This window comes from Serratia sp. PF-27 (assembly GCF_030053255.1).
Classification (GTDB): domain Bacteria; phylum Pseudomonadota; class Gammaproteobacteria; order Enterobacterales; family Enterobacteriaceae; genus Serratia; species Serratia bockelmannii.
Genome location: NZ_JASGBT010000021.1, coordinates 822,522 through 844,363, shown reverse-complemented (window position 1 = coordinate 844,363; position 21,842 = coordinate 822,522). Strand labels below are relative to the sequence as shown.

The 21,842-nt window shown below is 58.5% G+C and carries 19 protein-coding genes; 17 read left to right on the top strand and 2 right to left on the bottom strand.

Annotation, left to right across the window (positions count from 1 at the left end; genetic code table 11):
* Nucleotides 1–78 precede the first annotated feature (78 nt).
* The 4 genes from yfbV (at nucleotide 79) to QMZ29_RS18975 (ending at nucleotide 3,776) form a co-directional block, all read left to right on the top strand.
* Nucleotides 79–534: a terminus macrodomain insulation protein YfbV gene (gene yfbV / locus QMZ29_RS18990; protein ID WP_004936061.1), complete on the top strand. Its 456-nt coding sequence runs from the start codon at nucleotides 79–81 to the stop codon at nucleotides 532–534.
* A gap of 143 nt (nucleotides 535–677) precedes the next feature.
* A complete protein-coding gene (locus QMZ29_RS18985; protein ID WP_033643864.1) occupies nucleotides 678–1,172 on the top strand; it encodes a YfbU family protein in 495 nt (164 codons plus the stop codon).
* A 17-nt stretch (nucleotides 1,173–1,189) separates the two neighbouring features.
* Nucleotides 1,190–1,846 carry a sugar phosphatase gene (locus QMZ29_RS18980; protein WP_004936056.1) on the top strand — a complete coding sequence of 219 codons (657 nt, stop codon included), beginning with the start codon at nucleotides 1,190–1,192 and terminating at the stop codon, nucleotides 1,844–1,846.
* Between the two features lie 79 nt (nucleotides 1,847–1,925).
* Nucleotides 1,926–3,776, top strand: coding sequence for an SLC13 family permease (locus QMZ29_RS18975; RefSeq protein WP_261426190.1), 1,851 nt, complete (start codon nucleotides 1,926–1,928; stop codon nucleotides 3,774–3,776).
* A 27-nt stretch (nucleotides 3,777–3,803) separates the two neighbouring features.
* On the opposite strand, the gene yfbR is transcribed toward QMZ29_RS18975, so the two are convergent.
* A complete protein-coding gene (gene yfbR, locus QMZ29_RS18970; protein ID WP_025303666.1) occupies nucleotides 3,804–4,403 on the bottom strand; it encodes a 5'-deoxynucleotidase in 600 nt (199 codons plus the stop codon).
* Nucleotides 4,404–4,510: 107 nt separating this feature from the next.
* The gene (locus QMZ29_RS18965) at nucleotides 4,511–5,725 is read right to left on the bottom strand and encodes a pyridoxal phosphate-dependent aminotransferase (RefSeq protein ID WP_025303665.1); all 1,215 of its coding nucleotides are present in this window, start codon (nucleotides 5,723–5,725) and stop codon (nucleotides 4,511–4,513) included.
* Nucleotides 5,726–6,581: 856 nt separating this feature from the next.
* Between QMZ29_RS18965 and lrhA the strand changes: the two genes are divergently transcribed.
* From lrhA to nuoM, 13 genes are all read left to right on the top strand, one after another.
* Nucleotides 6,582–7,526 (top strand): transcriptional regulator LrhA, encoded by a 945-nt coding sequence (gene lrhA, locus QMZ29_RS18960; protein WP_025303664.1) that lies wholly within the window; start codon nucleotides 6,582–6,584, stop codon nucleotides 7,524–7,526.
* A 708-nt stretch (nucleotides 7,527–8,234) separates the two neighbouring features.
* The gene (gene nuoA, locus QMZ29_RS18955) at nucleotides 8,235–8,672 is read left to right on the top strand and encodes an NADH-quinone oxidoreductase subunit NuoA (protein ID WP_025303663.1); all 438 of its coding nucleotides are present in this window, start codon (nucleotides 8,235–8,237) and stop codon (nucleotides 8,670–8,672) included.
* Between the two features lie 15 nt (nucleotides 8,673–8,687).
* On the top strand, nucleotides 8,688–9,362 hold the full coding sequence (locus QMZ29_RS18950) for a NuoB/complex I 20 kDa subunit family protein (protein WP_004936039.1): 675 nt from the start codon (nucleotides 8,688–8,690) through the stop codon (nucleotides 9,360–9,362).
* 96 nt (nucleotides 9,363–9,458) lie between these two features.
* On the top strand, nucleotides 9,459–11,255 hold the full coding sequence (nuoC, locus tag QMZ29_RS18945; protein ID WP_025303662.1) for an NADH-quinone oxidoreductase subunit C/D: 1,797 nt from the start codon (nucleotides 9,459–9,461) through the stop codon (nucleotides 11,253–11,255).
* 2 nt (nucleotides 11,256–11,257) lie between these two features.
* Nucleotides 11,258–11,809 carry an NADH-quinone oxidoreductase subunit NuoE gene (gene nuoE, locus QMZ29_RS18940; RefSeq protein ID WP_004936034.1) on the top strand — a complete coding sequence of 184 codons (552 nt, stop codon included), beginning with the start codon at nucleotides 11,258–11,260 and terminating at the stop codon, nucleotides 11,807–11,809.
* On the top strand, nucleotides 11,806–13,152 hold the full coding sequence (gene nuoF, locus QMZ29_RS18935; RefSeq protein WP_261126413.1) for an NADH-quinone oxidoreductase subunit NuoF: 1,347 nt from the start codon (nucleotides 11,806–11,808) through the stop codon (nucleotides 13,150–13,152). The genes nuoE and nuoF overlap by 4 nt, the downstream gene beginning before the upstream one ends.
* 77 nt (nucleotides 13,153–13,229) lie before the next feature.
* The gene (gene nuoG, locus QMZ29_RS18930; RefSeq protein ID WP_261426191.1) at nucleotides 13,230–15,968 is read left to right on the top strand and encodes an NADH-quinone oxidoreductase subunit NuoG; all 2,739 of its coding nucleotides are present in this window, start codon (nucleotides 13,230–13,232) and stop codon (nucleotides 15,966–15,968) included.
* Nucleotides 15,965–16,942: an NADH-quinone oxidoreductase subunit NuoH gene (gene nuoH, locus QMZ29_RS18925; protein ID WP_004936022.1), complete on the top strand. Its 978-nt coding sequence runs from the start codon at nucleotides 15,965–15,967 to the stop codon at nucleotides 16,940–16,942. The genes nuoG and nuoH overlap by 4 nt, the downstream gene beginning before the upstream one ends.
* A 14-nt stretch (nucleotides 16,943–16,956) precedes the next feature.
* Nucleotides 16,957–17,499 carry an NADH-quinone oxidoreductase subunit NuoI gene (nuoI, locus tag QMZ29_RS18920; RefSeq protein WP_025160170.1) on the top strand — a complete coding sequence of 181 codons (543 nt, stop codon included), beginning with the start codon at nucleotides 16,957–16,959 and terminating at the stop codon, nucleotides 17,497–17,499.
* A 13-nt stretch (nucleotides 17,500–17,512) separates the two neighbouring features.
* The gene (nuoJ, locus tag QMZ29_RS18915; protein ID WP_019453717.1) at nucleotides 17,513–18,070 is read left to right on the top strand and encodes an NADH-quinone oxidoreductase subunit J; all 558 of its coding nucleotides are present in this window, start codon (nucleotides 17,513–17,515) and stop codon (nucleotides 18,068–18,070) included.
* Complete coding sequence (gene nuoK / locus QMZ29_RS18910; protein WP_004936014.1) at nucleotides 18,067–18,369, top strand: NADH-quinone oxidoreductase subunit NuoK; 303 nt, start codon at nucleotides 18,067–18,069, stop codon at nucleotides 18,367–18,369. The genes nuoJ and nuoK overlap by 4 nt, the downstream gene beginning before the upstream one ends.
* Nucleotides 18,366–20,213 carry an NADH-quinone oxidoreductase subunit L gene (gene nuoL, locus QMZ29_RS18905; protein WP_019453716.1) on the top strand — a complete coding sequence of 616 codons (1,848 nt, stop codon included), beginning with the start codon at nucleotides 18,366–18,368 and terminating at the stop codon, nucleotides 20,211–20,213. The genes nuoK and nuoL overlap by 4 nt, the downstream gene beginning before the upstream one ends.
* A 95-nt stretch (nucleotides 20,214–20,308) precedes the next feature.
* Nucleotides 20,309–21,838, top strand: coding sequence for an NADH-quinone oxidoreductase subunit M (nuoM, locus tag QMZ29_RS18900; RefSeq protein WP_025303660.1), 1,530 nt, complete (start codon nucleotides 20,309–20,311; stop codon nucleotides 21,836–21,838).
* Nucleotides 21,839–21,842 lie beyond the last annotated feature (4 nt).

Here is a 21,842-nt window from a genome sequence, read left to right as displayed (position 1 = left end):
AAATTTAAAGCTTCAAATTTTTTAGTATGGTCTCTGGCAGCACGCTTTTAGTTTCTTTACGTGACGTTGAGGTACGCAATGACGAGCAAACCGTCCGGTTCCGTAAGCTGGTTTCAGGTCTTCCAGCGCGGGCAGCATTATATGAAAACCTGGCCGTCGGACAAACGTCTGGCACCGGTCTTTCCGGAGAATCGCGTTGCGCGTGCCACCCGTTTCGCTATCCGTTTCATGCCGCCGTTGGCGATTTTCACGCTGACCTGGCAGATCGCGCTGGGCGGCCAGCTGGGCCCGGCGATCGCCACCGCGCTGTTCGCCTGCAGCCTGCCGATGCAGGGCTTGTGGTGGCTGGGGCGCCGTTCGGTCACGCCGCTGCCGCCGACGCTGCTGCAATGGTTCCATGAGGTGCGCAACAAGCTGACGGAAGCCGGGCAGGCGGTGGCGCCGCTCGAAGGCACGCCGACCTATCAGACGTTGGCCGATCTGCTCAAGCGCGCCTTCAAGCAGCTGGACAAAACCTTCCTCGACGATCTGTAAATGAAAAAAGGCCGCGCTGATGCGGCCTTTCTCGTCAAAGCGGCAATAACCCCGGTTTAAATCAAAGAACGGTCGAGTTGTGATTTCCTGCGTTCTTGCGCTGTGCGATGCTCCCGCCATCATACAGAAATGAGGAAATCCTGATGGAAATGACCCATGCCCAGCGGCTGATCCTGTCGAATCAGTACAAGATGATGACGCTACTCGATCCGGACAACAGCGATCGTTATCGCCGATTGCAAACCATCGTTGAACGCGGCTTCGGCTTGCAAATGCGCGAGCTGGATCGTGACTTTGGCGAACTGAGCGAAGAGGTATGCCGCACCATCATCAACGTGATGGAGATGCACCATGCGCTGCAGGTTTCCTGGGGCAATCTAAAAGAGAAACAGGGGCTGGACGAGCGCCGCCTGGCGTTTCTCGGCTTCGATGCCGCCACCGAGGCGCGCTACCTGAGCTATGTGCGTTTCCTGGTCAACACCGAGGGGCGCTATACTCACTTCGATTCCGGCAGCCACGGTTTCAACGCCCAGACCAAAATGTGGGAAAAATACCAGCGTATGCTGGCGATCTGGCTGGCCTGCCCGCGCCAGTATCACTTGAGCGCCGTTGAGATAGCGCAAATCATCAATGCTTGATTAAGAAGAGGTTTTCTGTGGAGTGTAAGGGTTTTCTGTTCGATCTTGATGGCACCCTGGTGGATTCATTGCCGGCGGTAGAGCGTGCCTGGACGCACTGGGCCGAGCGCCGCGGCGTTGACCCGCAAGCGGTGCTGGACTTCATTCACGGTAAACAGGCCATTACTTCTCTGCGCCACTTTATGCCGGGCGAAAGCGAAGCGGAAATTCAGCGCGAGTTCCAACTGCTGGAGCAGGTGGAAGCGCAGGATACCGACGGCGTTCGCGCGCTGCCGGGCGCCATCGCGCTGCTGGAGCGCCTGAACGCGCTCGGCATCCCTTGGGCGATCGTCACCTCCGGTTCGGTGCCAGTGGCCGGCGCTCGCCGCCAGGCCGGCGGTTTGCCGCAGCCGGCGGTGTTCATCACCGCCGAGCAGGTTAAACACGGTAAGCCACAACCCGATGCCTACCTGCTGGGCGCCGAGCGCCTGGGGCTGGCGCCGCACGAGTGCGTGGTGGTTGAAGACGCGCCGGCCGGCATTCTTTCGGGTCTGGCTGCGGGCTGTCAGGTGATTGCGGTCAACGCCCCGGCCGATGCGCCGAAGCTGGAGCAGGTCGACCTGCGGCTGGATTCGCTGGCGCAGATCGCCGTCGATAAAACGGCGCAGGGCGCGATCGTTCGCCGGCTGGCCTGAGTGGCATTATCTTCACCCTAATTGATTAGACCCCGCTTTGGCGGGGTTTTTTTATGCTATTTTTTAGACCCTTGGACATTTGCCGGATGAGGCCGTTTTGAACAGCGAATTACTGTGGGTGCTGAGTTTACTGCTGATTGCCATCGTGCTGTTTACCACCAACAAGCTGCGGATGGACGTGGTGGCGCTGTTGGTGATTATCGCCTTCGTGCTGAGCGGCACGCTCAGCCTGCAGGAAGCGACGGTCGGTTTCAGCGATCCCAACGTGATTTTGATCGCCGCGCTGTTCGTGATCGGCGAAGGGCTGGTGCGCACCGGCGTGGCTTATCAGGTGGGCGACTGGCTGGTGAAAGTGGCCGGCAGCAGCGAAACCAAAATGTTGATGCTGCTGATGGTGACGGTCGCCGGGCTGGGCGCGTTCATGAGCTCGACCGGCGTGGTGGCGATCTTTATCCCGGTGGTGCTCAGCGTGACGGCCAGAATGAAGATCGCGCCGGGGCGGCTGATGATGCCGCTCAGCTTCGCTGGGCTTATCAGCGGCATGATGACGCTGGTGGCCACGCCGCCCAACATGGTGGTCAACAGCGAACTGGTGCGGGAAGGCATCCATGGTTTCGGTTTCTTCAGCGTGACGCCCATTGGCCTGGTGGTGCTGGCGCTGGGCGTCGGCTACATGCTGATCGCCCGGCGTTGGCTGGGCAGCGGTGACACCGGCAAAGCCGGCGATGACTGGCAGCGTCGCACCTTCCGCGACCTGATCCGTGATTACAAGCTGACCGGCCGCGCGCGGCGGCTGGCTGTCCGCAGCGCTTCGCCGCTGATCGGACGTTCGCTGGATGAACTGCACCTGCGTGCGCGCTATGGTGCCAACGTGGTGGGCATCGAGCGCTGGAAACGCTTCCGGCGGGTGATGGTCAGCGCCTCCGGCAGCACCGAGCTGCGCGAGGGCGACGTCCTCTTGATCGACATGTCGGACAGCCAGGTCGATCTGCGCGAATTCTGCGGCGAGCAGCGGCTGGAGCCGATGGTGCTGCGCGGCGATTACTTCTCTGAACAGTCGCGCAACGTCGGCATGGCCGAAGTGTCGCTGATCCCGGACTCGGCGCTGCTGGGCAAAAGCCTGCGTGAAGCAGCGTTCCGCAGCCGCTACGATCTGAATGTGGTGGGCATCCGCCGCCACGGCGAGATCCTGAGCGGCAAGCTGGTGGACGAGCCGCTGGAGCTGGGCGACATTTTGCTGGTGATCGGCGACTGGAAGGCGATTCGTCAGCTGCAGGCCAAAACCCACGACTTTATCGTGCTCAACCTGCCGGCCGAAGTGGACGAAGTGGCGCCGGCCATCACCCAGGCGCCGCACGCGCTGTTTTGCCTGGCGTTGATGGTGGCGATGATGCTGACCGACGAAATCCCCAACCCGATCGCGGCGTTGATCGCCTGCCTGCTGATGGGCAAGTTCCGCTGTATCGACATGGAGAGCGCCTATAAATCGATCCATTGGCCGAGCATCATTTTGATCGTCGGCATGATGCCGTTCGCGCAGGCGCTGCAAAAGACCGGCGGCGTGGATCTGATCGTTCGCGGGCTGATGGACGTCGCCGGCGGCGCGGGGCCGCGCGTGATGCTGCTGTGCTTGTTCGTCTTGTGCGCCACCATTGGCCTGTTTATTTCCAATACCGCGACGGCGGTGCTGATGGCGCCGATCGCCATTGCCGCCGCGCGCGAAATGGGCGTCTCGCCATACCCGTTCGCGATGATTATCGCCATCGCCGCGTCCGCCGCCTTTATGACGCCGGTCTCTTCACCGGTCAACACGCTGGTGCTGGGGCCGGGCAATTACAAGTTCGGCGATTTCGTGCGGCTCGGCGTGCCGTTCACCCTGTTGGTGATGGCGGTCAGCGTGATTGTGGTGCCGTGGCTCTACGGCTTTTAACGGCGCAGCGAGGCTGCGCCAGTGGGGTTACAGAGAGCTGTCGAGGCTGATTTCGTCCAATGACAGGCTGAAACTGGGAATGAACACGTCCATAAAGTAGTCCATTTCCGGGCTGCGGCGCTGTTCCAGGGTTTTATCCAGCCGCGCCTTGGCCAGGGTGAATTCATTGTTGCCGGCAGAGAGTTCCTCCAGACATTTCAGGTAGGCGCACAGCGCGTCTGCCTGCTTCACTACCTGCTTTTCATCTTCGCTGTAGTAGTGCTCATCGAGAATGGTGCGGAAATCGTTGCGCAGCTCAGCGGGGATCATGTCCAGCAGCTTTTGCTGGGCGATCTTTTCGATCTTCTTGTATTCATGGGCGATCTGCGGATTGTAGTACTTGATCGGCGTCGGCATGTCGCCGGTGATCACTTCGCTGGCGTCGTGATACATCGCTAACAGCGCAACGCGGTCGGCATTGAGGTTGCCGTTGAATTTGCGGTTCTTGATCACCGCCAACGCGTGGGCGACGAAAGCCACCTGCAGACTGTGTTCGGAGACGTTCTCGGTACGCACGTTGCGCATCAGTGGCCAGCGGTTGATCAGTTTCAGGCGGGACAGATGGGCGAAGAAATGGCTCTGGCTCATGGTGCTCTCTTTAACGGCAAGTGAGGGCCCCATTGTGAAGCAGTGACGGCGAATTTTGCAACCGGGCAATAAGAGAAGGGCGCAGCAAGGCGCTGCGCCCCAGGCGATTACTGGTGGTAACCTTCAAGGAAGCGGCCCAGCTTGCCGACCGCCATTTCCAGTTCGTCTACGCGCGGCAGGGTGACGATGCGCACGTGATCCGGGTAAGGCCAGTTGAACGCCGAACCTTGCACCAGCAGCACTTTTTCCTGTAGCAACAGATCCAGCACCAGCTTCTGGTCGTCGTGGATGTTGAAGCGTTTGGCATCGATGCGCGGGAACATGTACAACGCGCCCTGCGGCTTCACGCAAGAGACGCCCGGGATGTCGTTGAGCAATTCCCAGGTGCGGTTGCGTTGTTCGTACAGGCGGCCGCCGGGCTGAATGAATTCGCTGATGCTCTGATAACCGCCCAGCGCGGTCTGAATGGCGTGCTGCATCGGCACGTTGGCGCACAGGCGCATCGAAGCCAGCATCTCCAGCCCTTCGATATAGCCTTTGGCGTGCTTCTTCGGCCCGTTCAGCACCATCCAGCCCTGGCGGAAGCCCGCCACGCGGTAGGTTTTCGACAGGCCGTTGAAGGTCACGGTCAGCAGATCTGGCGCCAGTGCGGCGATCGAGTGGTGTTCGGCGTCGTCGTACAGGATCTTGTCGTAGATCTCGTCGGCGAAGATGATCAGGTTGTGTTGACGGGCGATCTCGACGATCTGTTCCAACAGCGCTTTGCTGTAAACCGCGCCGGTCGGGTTGTTTGGGTTGATGATCACGATACCGCGGGTGCGCGGGGTGATCTTGCTGATGATATCGTCCAGATCCGGGAACCAGCCGGCCTGCTCATCGCACAGGTAGTGCACGGCCTTGCCGCCGGACAGCGATACCGCAGCGGTCCACAGCGGGTAGTCCGGCGCCGGTACCAGCATTTCGTCGCCGCTGTTGAGCAGCGCCTGCATGGATTGGACGATCAGCTCAGAGACGCCATTGCCAATGTAGATATCCTCAACGGTCACGTCACGCATGTTGCGCGCCTGATAGTGCTGCATGATCGCTTTACGCGCCGAGAAGAGGCCCTTGGAGTCGGAGTAGCCTTGCGCCGTGGGCAGATTGCGGATCACGTCGACCAGGATTTCGTCCGGGGCGTCGAAACCGAACGGGGCAGGGTTGCCGATGTTCAGTTTCAGGACTTTGTTGCCTTCTTCTTCAAGACGTTTAGCTTCTTTAAGCACCGGGCCGCGAATGTCATAGCAGACGTTGTCCAGTTTGCTGGATTTCTCAATGGGGGACATAAAAAGTTGAGCCTTTTGCTGGGATAGGGGCGCTCCTACCGTGGGACGCCGCAACCCGCCCAATGTACTCCTGGCGTAGTTGCTTTTGAAGGGTTTTGCACGCCTTTGGTGCAAATGCATGTCGTAACGGGGGATTTTAGTTATGATAAGCAAAGGTAAAGTTATTTTGTGGTTCATAATTTCATGAACTATAATTTTACTAGGGTTTTGTTCTGTTAAATCAAGCGTCGATAAACGAGACGTGCCGGCGATCGCGGCCGGCAGCAGTGAACTGATAAGCCGAAAGGGAGAATAGGCTTCAATAAACTGTAAAGGAACGATAATACCGGAGTAGTCTGATAGCGGGGTGTCGGTTCGCGCACCACACTAAGGAAAATGACATATTTACATTAGCTTTACTTTATATTTTACCTTAAGCATTGTTTATGTGGTTATAAGATTATTATTTAAAGCAAAAATCTTAATGATTGAATTTATTAAATTCATTGAGTAGTCACACGAAGTCGGTACCGTTAATTATTTATCTTTTTTGCTCTGGAATGCAGTCTGAAGGCCGGTTGATAAGGGTTCTCAGTAGCACGAATGGAGTGGAAATTAGGCAGTATGAATGAGTAAAATCTCAGGTTCGGTGGGGGTTTTCCCTTTTCACCGGTATTCAGTCCCCCGCGTTCTATAAGCACCATCGATAGATCGCATTTTAAAAAGCGATAGAGGTAACGAATCATAAGTAATTTTTTTGCCCTCCACTTATGAGTGGGGTACTGTCATAACAGGCGCCGTCCTTTTCAACGGCGTCTGAGAAACACACCAGGGTAGTAGTTCGTAAATTAGAATTTAAAAAAGTGAAGAATACACTATGACAACTGCAAATCGTCCGATACTTAATCTCGACCTCGATCTGCTAAGAACCTTTGTTGCGGTTGCTGATTTGAATACCTTCGCCGCGGCGGCTGTTGCCGTTTGCCGTACTCAATCAGCCGTCAGTCAACAAATGCAGCGATTAGAGCAACTGGTCGGCAAAGAACTGTTTGCCCGCCATGGGCGCAACAAACTCCTGACTGAGCATGGTATTCAGCTTCTCGGTTATGCCAGGAAGATCCTGCGCTTTAACGACGAAGCCTGTACCTCGCTGATGTACAACAATATAAAAGGTGTTCTGACCATCGGTGCTTCCGACGACACCGCCGATACCATTCTGCCTTTCCTGTTGAACCGCGTGACCGCCATCTATCCGAAGCTGGCCATTGACGTGCGCGTAAAGCGCAGTACGACGATGGTCGATCTGCTGGAAGAGGGCGAGATCGATCTGGCGGTGACCACGGCCGATCCTGCCGGGCACCCGCACATCGTGCTGCGCACGTCGCCGACGCTGTGGTATTGCGCCGCCGATTATCACTATCAGGCCGGCGAACCGATCCCGCTGGTGGTAATGGATGAGCCAAGCCCGTTCCGCGCGCTGGCGATTAAACAGTTGGACGAAGCCGGTATTCCGTGGCGTATCGCCTACGTCGCCTCCACGCTGTCCGCGGTGCGGGCGGCCTGTAAAGCCGGCCTGGGCGTGACCGCACGGCCGATCGAGATGATGAGCCCCGATCTGCGGGTGCTGGGCGCGGTGGAAGGTTTGCCGCCGCTGCCGGATACCCAGTATGCGCTGTGCAAAAACGCGCAGTGCAGCAACGAGCTGGCGATGGCCATCTTCAGCGCGATGCAGGGCGGCAATGACGGCTATGGCTTCAACGGTGCGGAAGGCGGTCTCCAGAGCGATCAGGATGACGCCAGCCTGGTGGACGAAGAAGAATAACGTCGCGGCGCGATATCTGATGAAAAACCTCTGCTTCGGCGGAGGTTTTTTTTGCCCTTTTTTTACCTAAAAATTTATTTATATGTATTTGGCTTGTATTTTCAATTGAATTGGCTGTTTTGTTAACTTTTAAGCGTTAATGAAAAGAGAGTTTGGCCGGGTTTAATACGCTAAGTTCGTTTTTTGAGCAATAAGATTGAATGGGTTAAAGGCATGGTAATAGCAGGGGTATTTTGTTAGCTTATAGCGGCCGTTTTTGCGGCTCAATTTGAGGAAAATTGTTAAAGGGCCACACTTTTTTTGAGGATTTATGCTGAAAACGTGTCCTGGATCAAAAAAATACCCCTAGGTAGTGAGTGGAAGAACAGGGAATTCCTGAGACAATGGTATAGTAAAACTGAAATGTGCATGTTGGTTTATATCTATCTGTTTCTACACAAAAATTAACTGACACGATTTAGCCTGTCCCTGGCGCATCAAATGTTAATCAAATGATACGTATGTAAACTAGTGTGTAGATACTTTTGTCAAAGTTGACAAAAGGTTATAGAAAGGAGTAAAAAGCCCACAGAAAAACGCTGCCTAACTCGCTGTAAAAGCAGTTTGTTTGTGTGGTTATTTATCCTTCCCTTAAATCGATGTGGCGCACTAACTGCCGGTGACAAGAGCAGTGCGATCGACGCCACTTTTGATGAGTAAGCATAGAGTATGTCAACAACCACTGAAGTTATCGCTCATCACTGGGCGCTCGCCGTATTTCTCGTTGTGGCTATCGGGCTCTGCGGCTTAATGCTGCTGGGCGCGTTCTTCTTGGGCGGGAGAGCCCGGGCGCGCGCCAAACACACCCCGTTTGAATCAGGCATCGACTCGGTCGGCACGGCGCGCATGCGCTTGTCCGCCAAGTTCTACCTGGTGGCCATGTTCTTCGTTATTTTCGACGTTGAAGCCTTATACCTGTATGCCTGGTCGGTCTCGGTTCGCGAGAGCGGTTGGGTAGGCTTTATCGAAGCCGCCATTTTCATTTTGGTGCTATTGGCCGGTCTGGTTTATCTGGTGCGCATCGGCGCGTTGGATTGGACTCCGGCGCGTTCCCAACGCCGCAGCAAACCGAGCACGATCACTAACACCAACAGTCATCCGCAGTAACAGCGAGGCATTAAGATGGACTATACGCTCACCCGCATAGACCCGAACGGTGAGAACGACCGTTATCCCCTGCAAAAACAGGAGATCGTCGCCGATCCCCTGGAACAACAGGTCCACCGCACGGTTTACATGGGTAAACTCGAACATGCGCTGCATGACATGGTGAACTGGGGGCGTAAAAACTCTATTTGGCCGTATAACTTCGGCCTTTCGTGCTGTTACGTGGAGATGGTGACGTCGTTTACCGCCGTTCACGACGTGGCGCGTTTCGGTGCGGAAGTGTTGCGCGCCTCCCCGCGTCAGGCTGACCTGATGGTGGTGGCCGGTACCTGTTTCACCAAGATGGCCCCGGTCATCCAGCGCCTGTACGAGCAGATGCTGGAACCGAAGTGGGTGATCTCGATGGGCGCCTGCGCCAACTCCGGTGGTATGTACGACATCTATTCCGTGGTGCAGGGCGTGGACAAGTTCCTGCCGGTCGACGTGTACATTCCCGGCTGCCCACCGCGTCCGGAAGCCTACATGCAAGCGCTGATGCTGCTGCAGGAATCTATCGGCAAAGAACGTCGCCCGCTGTCGTGGGTTGTCGGCGATCAGGGCGTTTACCGCGCCAATATGCAGTCTGAAAGAGAGCGTAAACACGGCGAGCGCATCGCGGTGACCAACCTCCGGACGCCTGACGAGATTTAAGACGTTCATTTAACGTCCATCTTAGTGCGCTATTGGTTAACACAGCGAAAAGTGAAACTTGCGGCGAATAACCCTTTAGTGTGGTGAAAAAAAATTATGACAGATTTGACGACGCACGACGCCTTGCCTGCCTGGCAGACCCGAGATCACCTTGACGACCCGGTGATCGGCGAACTGCGCAACCGTTTTGGGCCGGAAGCCTTTACTGTTCAGGCCACCCGTACCGGCATGCCCGTGGTATGGGTTAAACCTGACCAGTTACTGGAAGTAATGACGTTCCTGAGAAAACAGCCGAAGCCGTATGTCATGCTGTTCGATCTGCATGGCGTGGACGAACGTCTTCGCACCCACCGCGACGGCCTGCCCGCTGCGGATTTCTCCGTTTTCTACCATCTGATTTCCATCGAGCGCAACCGCGACATCATGCTGAAGGTGGCGCTGTCTGAAAAAGACCTGCACGTGCCCACGGCGACCAAGGTATTCCCGAACGCCAACTGGTATGAGCGCGAAACCTGGGAAATGTTCGGCATCACCTTCGACGGCCACCCGCACCTGTCGCGCATCATGATGCCGCAGACCTGGGAAGGGCACCCGCTGCGCAAGGACTACCCGGCGCGCGCCACCGAATTCGATCCTTTCGTGCTGACCAAGCAGAAAGAAGATCTGGAGATGGAAGCGCTGACCTTCAAGCCGGAAGACTGGGGCATGAAGCGCGGCACCGAGAACGAAGACTTCATGTTCCTCAACCTCGGCCCGAACCACCCGTCTGCGCACGGTGCGTTCCGCATCATTCTGCAGCTGGACGGCGAAGAGATCGTCGACTGCGTGCCGGACATCGGTTATCACCACCGCGGCGCCGAGAAGATGGGCGAGCGTCAATCCTGGCACAGCTACATTCCGTACACCGACCGCATCGAGTATCTCGGCGGCTGCGTGAACGAAATGCCTTACGTGCTGGCGGTCGAGAAGCTGGCCGGCATTAAGGTGCCTGAGCGCGTCGACACTATCCGCGTGATGCTGTCCGAGCTGTTCCGTATCAACAGCCACCTGCTGTATATCTCCACCTTCATTCAGGACGTCGGCGCGATGACCCCGGTGTTCTTCGCCTTTACCGACCGTCAGAAAATCTACGATCTGGTGGAAGCGATTACCGGCTTCCGTATGCACCCGGCCTGGTTCCGCATCGGCGGCGTCGCGCACGATCTGCCGCGCGGTTGGGATCGCCTGCTGCGTGAATTCCTCGACTGGATGCCGAAACGTCTGGATTCTTACGTGAAAGCGGCGCTGAAGAACAGCATCCTGAAAGGCCGTTCCATCGGCGTAGCGTCTTACAACGCCAAGGAAGCGCTGGAGTGGGGTGTGACCGGTGCCGGCCTGCGTGCTACCGGCGTTGAGTTCGACGTGCGTAAATGGCGTCCTTACTCCGGCTATGAGAACTTCGACTTCGAAGTGCCGGTGGGCGACGGCAACAGCGACTGCTACACCCGCGTGATGCTGAAGGTGGAAGAGCTGCGCCAGAGCCTGCGTATCCTCGAACAGTGCCTGAACAACATGCCGGAAGGCCCGTTCAAGGCCGATCACCCGCTGACCACGCCGCCGCCGAAAGAGCGCACGCTGCAGCACATTGAAACGCTGATCACCCACTTCCTGCAGGTTTCCTGGGGCCCGGTGATGCCAGCCAACGAATCATTCCAGATGATTGAAGCCACCAAAGGGATCAACAGCTACTACCTGACCAGCGACGGCAGCACCATGAGCTACCGCACCCGGGTACGTACGCCGAGCTTTGCGCACCTGCAGCAGATCCCATCGGTCATCCGAGGCAGCCTGGTTTCCGACCTGATCGTCTATCTGGGTAGTATCGATTTTGTAATGTCAGATGTGGACCGCTAACTATGCATGATCAAAAAGACAATCACGCAGTCAACGATGCGCTCGAGCCCATCAATGCAGCCGCTCCTCAGAGCGGCGTTGATGCATTTGTACTGAGCGCGGAAGAACGTGATGCGATCGAGCACGAAAAGCACCATTACGAGGATCCGCGCGCCGCTTCCATCGAAGCACTGAAAATTGTGCAGAAGCAGCGCGGCTGGGTTCCGGACGGTGCGATTTACGCCATCGCGGAAGTGCTGGGCATCCCCGCCAGCGACGTAGAAGGCGTGGCCACGTTCTACAGCCAGATTTTCCGTCAGCCAGTAGGACGTCACGTGATCCGTTATTGTGACAGCGTTGTTTGTCACATCACCGGTTACCAGGGCATTCAGGCCGCTATCGAGAAGAAGCTGAACATCAAGCCGGGTCAAACCACTTTTGATGGCCGCTTCACGCTGCTGCCGACCTGCTGTCTGGGCAACTGCGATAAAGGGCCGACCATGATGATTGATGAGGACACTCACAGTCAGTTGAAGCCTGAAGATATCGAGACGCTACTGGAGCAGTATCAATGACCAAGCACATTGTACGCACTCCCGAAACGCATCCGCTGACCTGGCGTCTGCGCGATGACAAGCAGCCGCTGTGGCTGGACGAATACCGCAGCAAAAACGGCTATGCCGGCGCAGAAAAGGCCCTCAAAGGCCTGGCCCCGGACGAGATCGTCAGCCTGGTGAAAGATTCCGGGCTGAAGGGCCGCGGCGGCGCGGGCTTCTCCACCGGTTTGAAGTGGAGCCTGATGCCGAAGGACGAATCCATGAACATCCGTTACCTGCTGTGTAACGCCGATGAGATGGAGCCGGGCACTTACAAAGACCGCCTGCTGATGGAGCAGCTGCCGCACCTGCTGGTGGAAGGCATGCTGATCTCCGCGTTCGCGCTGAAAGCCTACCGCGGGTACATCTTCCTGCGCGGCGAGTACATCGAAGCGGCGGCGCACCTGCGTCGCGCCATCGCGGAAGCCACCGACGCCGGCTATCTGGGCAAGAACATTCTCGGCACCGGATTTGATTTCGAGCTGATCGTGCACACCGGCGCCGGCCGTTACATCTGCGGCGAAGAAACCGCGCTGATCAACTCGCTGGAAGGCCGCCGCGCCAACCCGCGCTCCAAGCCGCCATTCCCGGCCAGCGCCGGCGTCTGGGGCAAGCCGACCTGCGTCAACAACGTCGAAACGCTGTGCAACGTGCCGGCCATTTTGGCGAACGGCGTGGAGTGGTACACCGGCATCTCCGGCAGTGAAGACAAAGGCACCAAGCTGATGGGCTTCTCCGGCCGGGTGAAAAATCCGGGCGTCTGGGAACTGCCGTTCGGCACCACCGCGCGCGAAATCCTGGAAGACTACGCCGGCGGCATGCGCGACGGTCTGCGTTTCAAAGCCTGGCAGCCGGGCGGCGCGGGCACCGACTTCCTGACCGCCGATCACCTCGATCTGCCGATGGAATATGGCGCGATCGGCAAAGCCGGCAGCCGTCTCGGCACCGCGTTGGCGATGGCGGTTGACCACGAGATCGGCATGGTGCCGCTGGTGCGCAACCTGGAAGAGTTCTTCGCCCGCGAGTCCTGCGGCTGGTGTACGCCTTGCCGCGATGGCCTGCCGTGGAGCGTGAAGATCCTGCGTGCGTTGGAGAACGGCGAAGGGCAGCCGGGGGATATCGAAACCCTCGAACAGCTGTGCCGTTCCCTCGGCCCAGGCAAAACCTTCTGCGCCCACGCGCCAGGTGCCGTAGAGCCACTGCAAAGCGCGATTAAATATTTCCGTGAAGAGTTCGAGGCGGGTATCGCCGTGCAGCACTTCGGCAACGCCCATGCGATTGGCGGCATTCAGCCGAACAATCTGCTGAAGCAGCGCTGGTAAGCCGAACTCGCCCGAACACGGCCAGAATTTTTGATTAACGCCTGCCGCAAGGCAGGCCACTTGGAAGCATGCTGACTATGGCTACGATTCATGTAGACGGCAAAGAGTATGAGGTAGACGGAGCGGACAACCTGCTGCAGGCTTGTCTTTCCCTCGGGCTTGATATTCCTTACTTTTGCTGGCATCCGGCGCTGGGAAGCGTCGGCGCTTGCCGCCAATGTGCGGTAAAGCAATACCAAAACGCGGAAGATACGCGCGGCCGTTTGGTGATGTCCTGTATGACCCCGGCATCCGATGGCACCTTCATCTCCATCGATGACGGCGAAGCGAAGCAGTTCCGTGAAAGCGTGGTCGAGTGGTTGATGACCAACCACCCGCACGACTGCCCGGTTTGTGAAGAAGGCGGTAACTGTCACCTGCAGGATATGACGGTAATGACCGGCCACAGCTTCCGCCGCTATCGCTTCACCAAGCGTACCCACAACAACCAGGAGCTGGGGCCGTTTATCTCGCACGAGATGAACCGCTGCATCGCCTGCTACCGCTGCGTGCGTTACTACAAAGACTATGCGGACGGCACCGACTTTGGCGTGTACGGCGCGCACGACAACGTCTACTTCGGTCGCCCGGAAAGCGGCACGCTGGAAAGCGAGTTCTCCGGCAACCTGGTGGAAGTGTGCCCGACCGGTGTATTCACCGACAAAACGCACTCCGAACGCTACAACCGTAAATGGGACATGCAGTTCGCGCCGAGCATTTGCCAGCAGTGCAGCATCGGCTGTAACACCAGCCCGGGCGAACGCTATGGCGAGCTGCGCCGTATCGAAAACCGTTACAACGGCAGCGTGAACCACTACTTCCTGTGCGACCGCGGTCGTTTCGGTTACGGCTACGTCAACCAGAAAGATCGTCCGCGTCAACCGCAGCAGCTGCGCGGCGATGACTGGATCACCCTGAACGCCGAGCAGGCGATGCAGGGCGCGGCGGACATCCTGCGTCAGGCGAAGAAAACCATCGGCATCGGCTCCCCGCGCGCCAGCCTGGAAAGCAACTTCGCACTGCGCGAGCTGGTCGGCGCCGAGAACTACTACACCGGTATCGCTCAGGCAGAGCAATCACGCCTGGCGCTGATGCTGAACGTGCTGAAAAACGGCGGCGTCCATACGCCGGCGCTGCGTGAGATCGAAGATTACGACGCAGTGCTGGTGCTGGGCGAAGACCTGACGCAAACCGGTGCGCGTATCGCGCTGTCCGTGCGCCAGGCCGTCAAGGGGAAAGCTCGCGCGATGGCGGCGGCGCAACGCGTGGCCGACTGGCAGATCGCGGCGGTGCAGAACATCGGCCAACACGCCAAGTACCCGCTGTTCACCACCAACGTCGATAACACCCGCCTGGACGACATCGCCGCCTGGAACTACCGCGCGCCGGTAGATGAGCAGGCGCGCTTCGGCTTTGCCATCGCGCACGCGCTGGACAGCGCGGCGCCGGCGGTGAACGATCTGGCCGACGGCTTGAACAAGAAAGTCGATATCATCGTGCAGGCGCTGACCGGCGCACGCAAACCGCTGATCGTGACCGGCAGCAACGCCGGCAGTGAAGCCATCATCGAAGCGGCGGCCAACATCGCCAAAGCGTTGAAGAGCCGCGGTTCCGATGTCGGCATCACCTTTGTGGCGGGGGCCGCCAACAGCATGGGCCTGGCGATGATCGGCGGCGGTTCGCTCGATCAGGCGTTGGAACAGCTGGCGAGCGGCGCAGCCGACACCGCCATCGTGATGGAAAACGATCTCTATCGTCATGCGCCGGCGGCGCAGGTGGACGCAGCGTTGGCCAAGGTCAACAACCTGATCGTCGCCGACCACCAGCGCACCGCGATCATGGACAAAGCCAACCTGATCCTCTCCTCGGCCAGCTTCGCCGAGAGCGACGGTACGCTGATCAACCAGGAAGGCCGCGCGCAGCGCTTCTTCCAGGTGTACGATCCGGCTTACTACGACGACGCCAAGAAGAATCAGTTCACCGTGATGCTGGAAAGCTGGCGCTGGATGCACTCGCTGCACTCTACCTACACCAGCCGCCACGTGGACTGGACCCAGCTCGATGACGTGATCGCCGCTTGCGTTGCCGCGTTGCCGCAGCTGCAGGGCATCGTCGACGCCGCGCCGGACGCGACTTTCCGCATCCGCGGTCAGAAGCTGGCGCGTTCGCCGCACCGCTCCAGCGGCCGTACCGCCATGCGCGCCAACATCAGCGTGCACGAGCCGCGTCAGCCGCAGGATAAAGACACCATGTTTGCCTTCTCGATGGAAGGGAACAACAGCCCGCTGGCCGATCGTCAGCAGATCCCGTTCGCTTGGGCGCCAGGCTGGAACTCACCGCAGGCATGGAACAAGTTCCAGGCCGAAGTGGGCGGCAAACTGCGCCACGGCGATCCGGGTGTGCGCCTGATCGAAGCGGGGGAGGGCAGCCTCGGTTACTTCGACCGCGTGCCGGCCGCGTTCAACCCGGTCGACGGCTGGCGTGTCGCGCCGTACTACCACCTGTTCGGCAGCGATGAAATGTCGCAGCGCTCTCACGTGATCCAGCAGCGCATGCCGGAAGCTTACGTGATGGTCAACCCGGCCGACGCGGCGACGCTTGGCGTCAACGCGGGCAGCCTGGTGGAGTTCAGCTGTGCGGGCCAGACCCTGCGTCTGCCGGTGCGTCTGAGTGAAACCCTGACCCAGGGCCAGGTTGGTTTGCCGCTCGGCTTGCCAGGGATCCCGCCGATCTTGGTGGGTGCTAAGGTAGACAATCTGCGGGAGGCGGCACGATGAGCTGGTTTACCCCTGAGGTGATCGACATTCTGATCGCCATTCTTAAAGCGGTCGTGATCCTGTTGGTGGTCGTGGCGTGCGGGGCATTCATGAGCTTCGGCGAACGCCGCCTGCTCGGCCTGTTCCAGAACCGCTACGGACCGAACCGCGTAGGCTGGGGCGGCTCGCTGCAGCTGGTCGCCGACATGATCAAAATGTTCTTCAAGGAAGACTGGGTACCGAGATTCTCCGACCGGGTGATCTTCACCCTGGCGCCGATGATCGCCTTTACTTCCCTGTTGCTGGCATTTGCCATCGTTCCGGTCAGCCCGACCTGGGCGGTGTCCGATCTCAACATCGGTATTCTGTTCTTCCTTATGATGGCCGGCCTGGCAGTGTACGCCGTGCTGTTCGCCGGATGGTCGAGCAACAACAAATACTCGCTGTTGGGCGCGATGCGCGCCTCCGCGCAAACCCTGAGCTACGAAGTGTTCATCGGCCTGTCGCTGATGGGCGTGGTGATGCAGGCGGATTCGTTCAACATGCAGGCCATCGTTGAATCCCAGGCGCACGTCTGGAACGTCATTCCGCAGTTCTTCGGCTTCGTGACCTTCGCGATCGCCGGCGTGGCGGTGTGCCACCGTCACCCGTTTGACCAGCCGGAAGCCGAGCAGGAACTGGCCGACGGTTACCACATCGAATATTCCGGCATGAAGTTCGGTCTGTTCTTCGTGGGGGAATACATCGGTATCGTCACCGTGTCCGCCCTGATTGTGACGTTGTTCTTCGGCGGCTGGCAGGGTCCGTTCCTGCCGCCATTCATCTGGTTCGCGTTGAAAACGGCCTTCTTCATGATGATGTTCATCCTGATCCGTGCCGCGCTGCCGCGTCCGCGTTATGACCAGGTGATGTCCTTCGGCTGGAAAGTGTGCCTGCCGCTGACGCTGCTGAACCTGCTGGCAACCGCCGCGGTCATTTTGTACAACGCTCAATAAGGGGTGAATAAACCATGACATTGAAAGAGTTAGTGGTTGGTTTCGGCACCCAGGTGCGCAGCATTTGGATGATTGGCATGCATGCCTTCGCCAAGCGCGAAACCCAGATGTATCCGGAAGAACCGGTTTACCTGCCGCCGCGCTACCGTGGCCGCATCGTGCTGACGCGCGATCCGGACGGCGAAGAGCGCTGCGTCGCCTGCAACCTGTGTGCGGTGGCCTGCCCGGTCGGCTGTATCTCGCTGCAAAAAGCGGAGCAGAAAGACGGCCGTTGGTATCCGGAGTTCTTCCGCATCAACTTCTCGCGCTGCATTTTCTGTGGCCTGTGTGAAGAGGCTTGCCCGACTACCGCTATCCAGCTGACGCCGGATTTCGAACTGGGTGAGTACAAGCGTCAGGATCTGGTGTACGAAAAAGAAGATCTGTTGATCTCGGGGCCGGGTAAATATCCGGAATATAACTTCTACCGGATGGCCGGTATGGCGATTGACGGCAAAGCCAAAGGCGAAGCCGAAAACGAAGCCAAACCGATCGACGTCAAAGGTCTGTTGCCCTAAGGAGCCAGCAAGCATGGAAATTGCATTTTATCTGGCAGGTTTGATTGCGGTGGCCGCGACGATTCGCGTGATCACCCATACCAACCCTGTGCATGCGCTGCTGTATCTGATCGTCTCGTTACTGGCGATCTCGGCAGTCTTCTTCTCTCTCGGCGCCTACTTTGCCGCTGCGTTGGAAATCATCGTCTATGCGGGCGCCATCATGGTGCTGTTCGTGTTCGTGGTGATGATGCTGAACCTCGGCAACGTGCAGCAGCAAGAGCGCGACTGGATGAAGCCGACGGTGTGGATCGGGCCTGGCCTGCTGTCGCTGGCGCTGTTGGTGGTATTGATCGTCGCGATCCGCAGCGTATCCGATCAGGGTATCAGCGGTGAGATGGTCGACGCGAAGGCGGTGGGTATCAGCCTGTTCGGGCCTTACGTACTGGCGGTTGAGCTGGCTTCAATGCTGCTGTTGGCGGGTCTGGTTGTCGCCTTCCATATCGGCCGCGAGCACAAGCCTGGCGAGGTGCTGAGCAACGCGCCGGCGAGTGGCGAAATGGCGAGAAGAAAATCGGAGGAGCAAGCATGATCCCTCTTCAACATGGCCTGATCCTGGCGGCTATCCTGTTTGTGCTCGGGCTGACCGGGCTGCTGGTGCGCCGCAACCTGCTGTTTATGCTGATCAGCCTGGAAGTGATGATCAACGCTGCGGCGTTGGCGTTTATCGTGGCGGGAAGCTACTGGGGCCAGGCGGACGGACAGGTGATGTACATCCTGGCGATCAGCCTGGCGGCAGCCGAGGCCAGTATCGGTCTGGCGCTGCTGCTGCAGCTCTACCGTCGTCGTCATACCCTGAATATTGATACTGTCAGTGAGATGCGCGGATGAACCTATTATATTTAACAATTCTGCTACCGCTGATCGGGTTCCTGCTGTTGGCATTTTCCCGCGGTCGTTGGTCTGAAAACACGGCGGCCACCGTCGGCGTGGGTTCTATCGGCCTGGCTGCGCTGGTCACGGTGTATGTGGCGATGGATTTCTTCGCCCAGAAAGCCGCCGGCGTGCAGTTGTTCGAGCAAAGCCTGTGGACCTGGATGGCCGTCGGTAACTTCAATATCGGCGTGACCCTGGTGCTGGACGGCCTGTCGCTGACCATGCTGTCGGTGGTCACCGGCGTCGGCTTCTTCATCCACATGTTCGCTTCCTGGTACATGCGCGGTGAAGAGGGCTATTCGCGCTTCTTCGCTTACACCAACCTGTTTATCGCCAGCATGGTGGTATTGGTGCTGGCGGACAACCTGCTGCTGATGTATCTGGGTTGGGAAGGCGTGGGCCTGTGCAGCTACCTGTTGATCGGTTTCTACTATAAAGATCCGGCCAACGGCGCGGCGGCGATGAAAGCCTTTATCGTCACCCGCGTGGGCGACGTGTTCCTGGCGTTCGCGCTGTTCATCCTCTACAACGAGCTGGGCACGCTGAACATCCGCGAGCTGATGATCCTGGCGCCGCAGAAACTGGCGGTGGGCGACACGGCCATCACCTGGGCGACCCTGATGCTGCTGGGCGGCGCGGTCGGTAAATCGGCGCAGCTGCCGTTGCAAACCTGGTTGGCGGACGCGATGGCGGGCCCAACCCCGGTTTCCGCACTGATCCACGCGGCGACCATGGTGACCGCGGGCGTCTATCTGATCGCCCGTACGCACGGCCTGTTCCTGATGGCGCCGGAAGTGCTGCACCTGGTGGGCATCGTCGGTGCGGTCACTCTGCTGCTGGCCGGCTTCGCCGCGCTGGTGCAGACCGACATCAAGCGCGTGCTCGCTTACTCCACCATGAGCCAGATCGGTTACATGTTCCTGGCGCTGGGCGTGCAGGCATGGGACGCGGCGATCTTCCACCTGATGACCCACGCGTTCTTCAAGGCGCTGCTGTTCCTGTCGTCCGGTTCGGTGATCCTGGCTTGCCACCACGAGCAAAACATCTTCAAGATGGGCGGCCTGCGCAAGAGCATCCCGCTGGTGTACGTCTGCTTCCTGGTGGGCGGCGCGGCGCTGTCTGCGTTGCCGCTGGTCACGGCCGGCTTCTTCAGTAAGGACGAGATCCTGGCGGGCGCGATGGCCAACGGTCACATCAACCTGATGGTTGCCGGCTTGGTTGGTGCGTTCATGACCTCGCTGTACACCTTCCGTATGATTTTCATCGTGTTCCATGGCGAAGAGAAAATCAAAGCGCATGCCGGTAAAGGCATCACTCACCATCTGCCACTGCTGGTTCTGCTGGTGCTGTCTACCTTCGTCGGCGCGATGATCGTGCCGCCGTTGCAGGGCGTGCTGCCGGATACCACCGAACTGGCGCACGGCAGCGTGCTGACGCTGGAAATCACCTCTGGCGTGGTGGCTATCGTCGGCATTCTGCTGGCGGCCGCGCTGTGGCTGGGCAAACGCAGCCTGGTCAACAGCATCGCCAACAGCGCGCCGGGTCGTTTCTTCTCGACCTGGTGGTTCCATGCCTGGGGCTTCGACTGGCTGTATGACAAAGTGTTCGTCAAGCCGTATCTAGGCATTGCGAAGCTGCTGCAGCGTGATCCGCTGAACTCGCTGATGAACCTGCCGGCCGTCTTCTCCCGCTGGGGGAACCGCGGTCTGACGGTGAGCGAGAACGGTCAGGTGCGTTGGTATATAGCGTCTATGGGTGTGGGTGCAGTGGTCGTATTGGCTCTGTTGATTTTGGTTTAATTGAATAATTTAAACAGACGCATTTTTCGGGCGTAGCGCCGGGTAGGCGCTACGTACAAAGTTTGAAATTATTCGTATAAGGGACACAAAACGCCATGCTATTACCTTGGCTAATTCTTATCCCCTTTATCGGCGGTCTGCTGTGCTGGCAGCTTGAGCGCTTCGGTACTAAGGTGCCGCGCTGGATAGCGCTGATCGCAATGGGGCTGACGTTGGCGCTCTCTCTGCAGTTGTGGATGCAGGGCGGCTATACCTTGACCACGCCGAAAGGCATTCCGCAGTGGCAGAGCGAATTCCTGCTGCCGTGGATCCCGCGCTTCGGCATCTCCATCCACCTGGCGCTGGACGGTCTGTCGCTGCTGATGGTGGTGTTGACCGGTCTGCTGGGCGTTCTGGCGATCCTCTGTTCCTGGCGTGAAATCCAGAAGTATCAGGGCTTCTTCCACCTCAACCTGCTGTGGATCCTGGGCGGCGTTATCGGTGTGTTCCTCGCCATCGACATGTTCCTGTTCTTCTTCTTCTGGGAAATGATGTTGGTGCCGATGTACTTCCTGATCGCGCTGTGGGGGCACAAAGCGTCGGACGGTAAAACCCGTATCACCGCGGCGACCAAGTTCTTCATCTACACCCAGGCCAGCGGTCTGGTGATGCTGATTGCGATCCTGGGCCTGGTGTTCGTGCATTACAACGCCACCGGCGTGTGGACCTTCGATTACGAAGACCTGCTGCAAACGCCGATGTCCCACAACGTGCAATATCTGCTGATGCTGGGCTTCTTCATCGCCTTCGCGGTGAAAATGCCGGTGGTGCCGCTGCACGGCTGGTTGCCGGACGCGCACAGCCAGGCACCGACCGCAGGTTCCGTCGACCTGGCGGGCATCTTGCTGAAAACCGCGGCCTACGGCCTGCTGCGTTTCAGCCTGCCGCTGTTCCCTGAGGCTTCGCACGAGTTCGCGCCAATCGCCATGTGGCTGGGCGTGATCGGCATCTTCTACGGCGCCTGGATGGCGTTCGCGCAGACTGACATCAAGCGTCTTATCGCCTACACCTCGGTATCGCACATGGGCTTCGTGCTGATTGCCATCTACACCGGCAGCCAGCTGGCTTACCAGGGTGCCGTGATCCAGATGATCGCGCACGGTCTGTCCGCCGCCGGTATGTTTATTATCTGCGGCCAGCTGTATGAGCGTCTGCATACCCGCGACATGCGTCAGATGGGCGGCCTGTGGGGGCGTATCAAATTCATCCCTGCGCTGTCGCTGTTCTTCGCCGTGGCTACGCTGGGGATGCCGGGTACCGGTAACTTCGTCGGTGAATTCATGATTCTGTTCGGCAGCTACCAGGTGGTGCCGGTGATCACCGTGATCTCTACCTTCGGTCTGGTGTTCGCTTCGGTTTACTCGCTGATCATGATGCAGCGCGCTTACTACGGTGCGCCTAAATCCGACCAGCCGCTGCAGGGCATGACCGCGCGCGAACTGTTCATCATTCTGCTGCTGGTGGTGTTGCTGGTTCTGCTGGGGGTTTACCCGCAGCCGATTCTGGATACTTCCAACGCGGCGATGAGCAACGTGCAACACTGGTTTGGTTCGTCAGTTTCAGCAATTTCAACAACAAGGCCGTAATTCG

Coding starts and splice junctions, on each gene's coding strand:
- nuoI (WP_025160170.1), top strand. CDS start 16,957: ATGACATTGAAAGAGTTAGTGGTTGGTTTCGGCACCCAGGTGCGCAGC.
- nuoF (WP_261126413.1), top strand. CDS start 11,806: ATGACCAAGCACATTGTACGCACTCCCGAAACGCATCCGCTGACCTGG.
- nuoH (WP_004936022.1), top strand. CDS start 15,965: ATGAGCTGGTTTACCCCTGAGGTGATCGACATTCTGATCGCCATTCTT.
- nuoC (WP_025303662.1), top strand. CDS start 9,459: ATGACAGATTTGACGACGCACGACGCCTTGCCTGCCTGGCAGACCCGA.
- nuoM (WP_025303660.1), top strand. CDS start 20,309: ATGCTATTACCTTGGCTAATTCTTATCCCCTTTATCGGCGGTCTGCTG.
- nuoJ (WP_019453717.1), top strand. CDS start 17,513: ATGGAAATTGCATTTTATCTGGCAGGTTTGATTGCGGTGGCCGCGACG.
- nuoL (WP_019453716.1), top strand. CDS start 18,366: ATGAACCTATTATATTTAACAATTCTGCTACCGCTGATCGGGTTCCTG.
- QMZ29_RS18985 (WP_033643864.1), top strand. CDS start 678: ATGGAAATGACCCATGCCCAGCGGCTGATCCTGTCGAATCAGTACAAG.
- QMZ29_RS18965 (WP_025303665.1), bottom strand. CDS start 5,725: ATGTCCCCCATTGAGAAATCCAGCAAACTGGACAACGTCTGCTATGAC.
- yfbR (WP_025303666.1), bottom strand. CDS start 4,403: ATGAGCCAGAGCCATTTCTTCGCCCATCTGTCCCGCCTGAAACTGATC.
- nuoE (WP_004936034.1), top strand. CDS start 11,258: ATGCATGATCAAAAAGACAATCACGCAGTCAACGATGCGCTCGAGCCC.
- nuoG (WP_261426191.1), top strand. CDS start 13,230: ATGGCTACGATTCATGTAGACGGCAAAGAGTATGAGGTAGACGGAGCG.
- lrhA (WP_025303664.1), top strand. CDS start 6,582: ATGACAACTGCAAATCGTCCGATACTTAATCTCGACCTCGATCTGCTA.
- nuoA (WP_025303663.1), top strand. CDS start 8,235: ATGTCAACAACCACTGAAGTTATCGCTCATCACTGGGCGCTCGCCGTA.
- yfbV (WP_004936061.1), top strand. CDS start 79: ATGACGAGCAAACCGTCCGGTTCCGTAAGCTGGTTTCAGGTCTTCCAG.
- QMZ29_RS18950 (WP_004936039.1), top strand. CDS start 8,688: ATGGACTATACGCTCACCCGCATAGACCCGAACGGTGAGAACGACCGT.
- nuoK (WP_004936014.1), top strand. CDS start 18,067: ATGATCCCTCTTCAACATGGCCTGATCCTGGCGGCTATCCTGTTTGTG.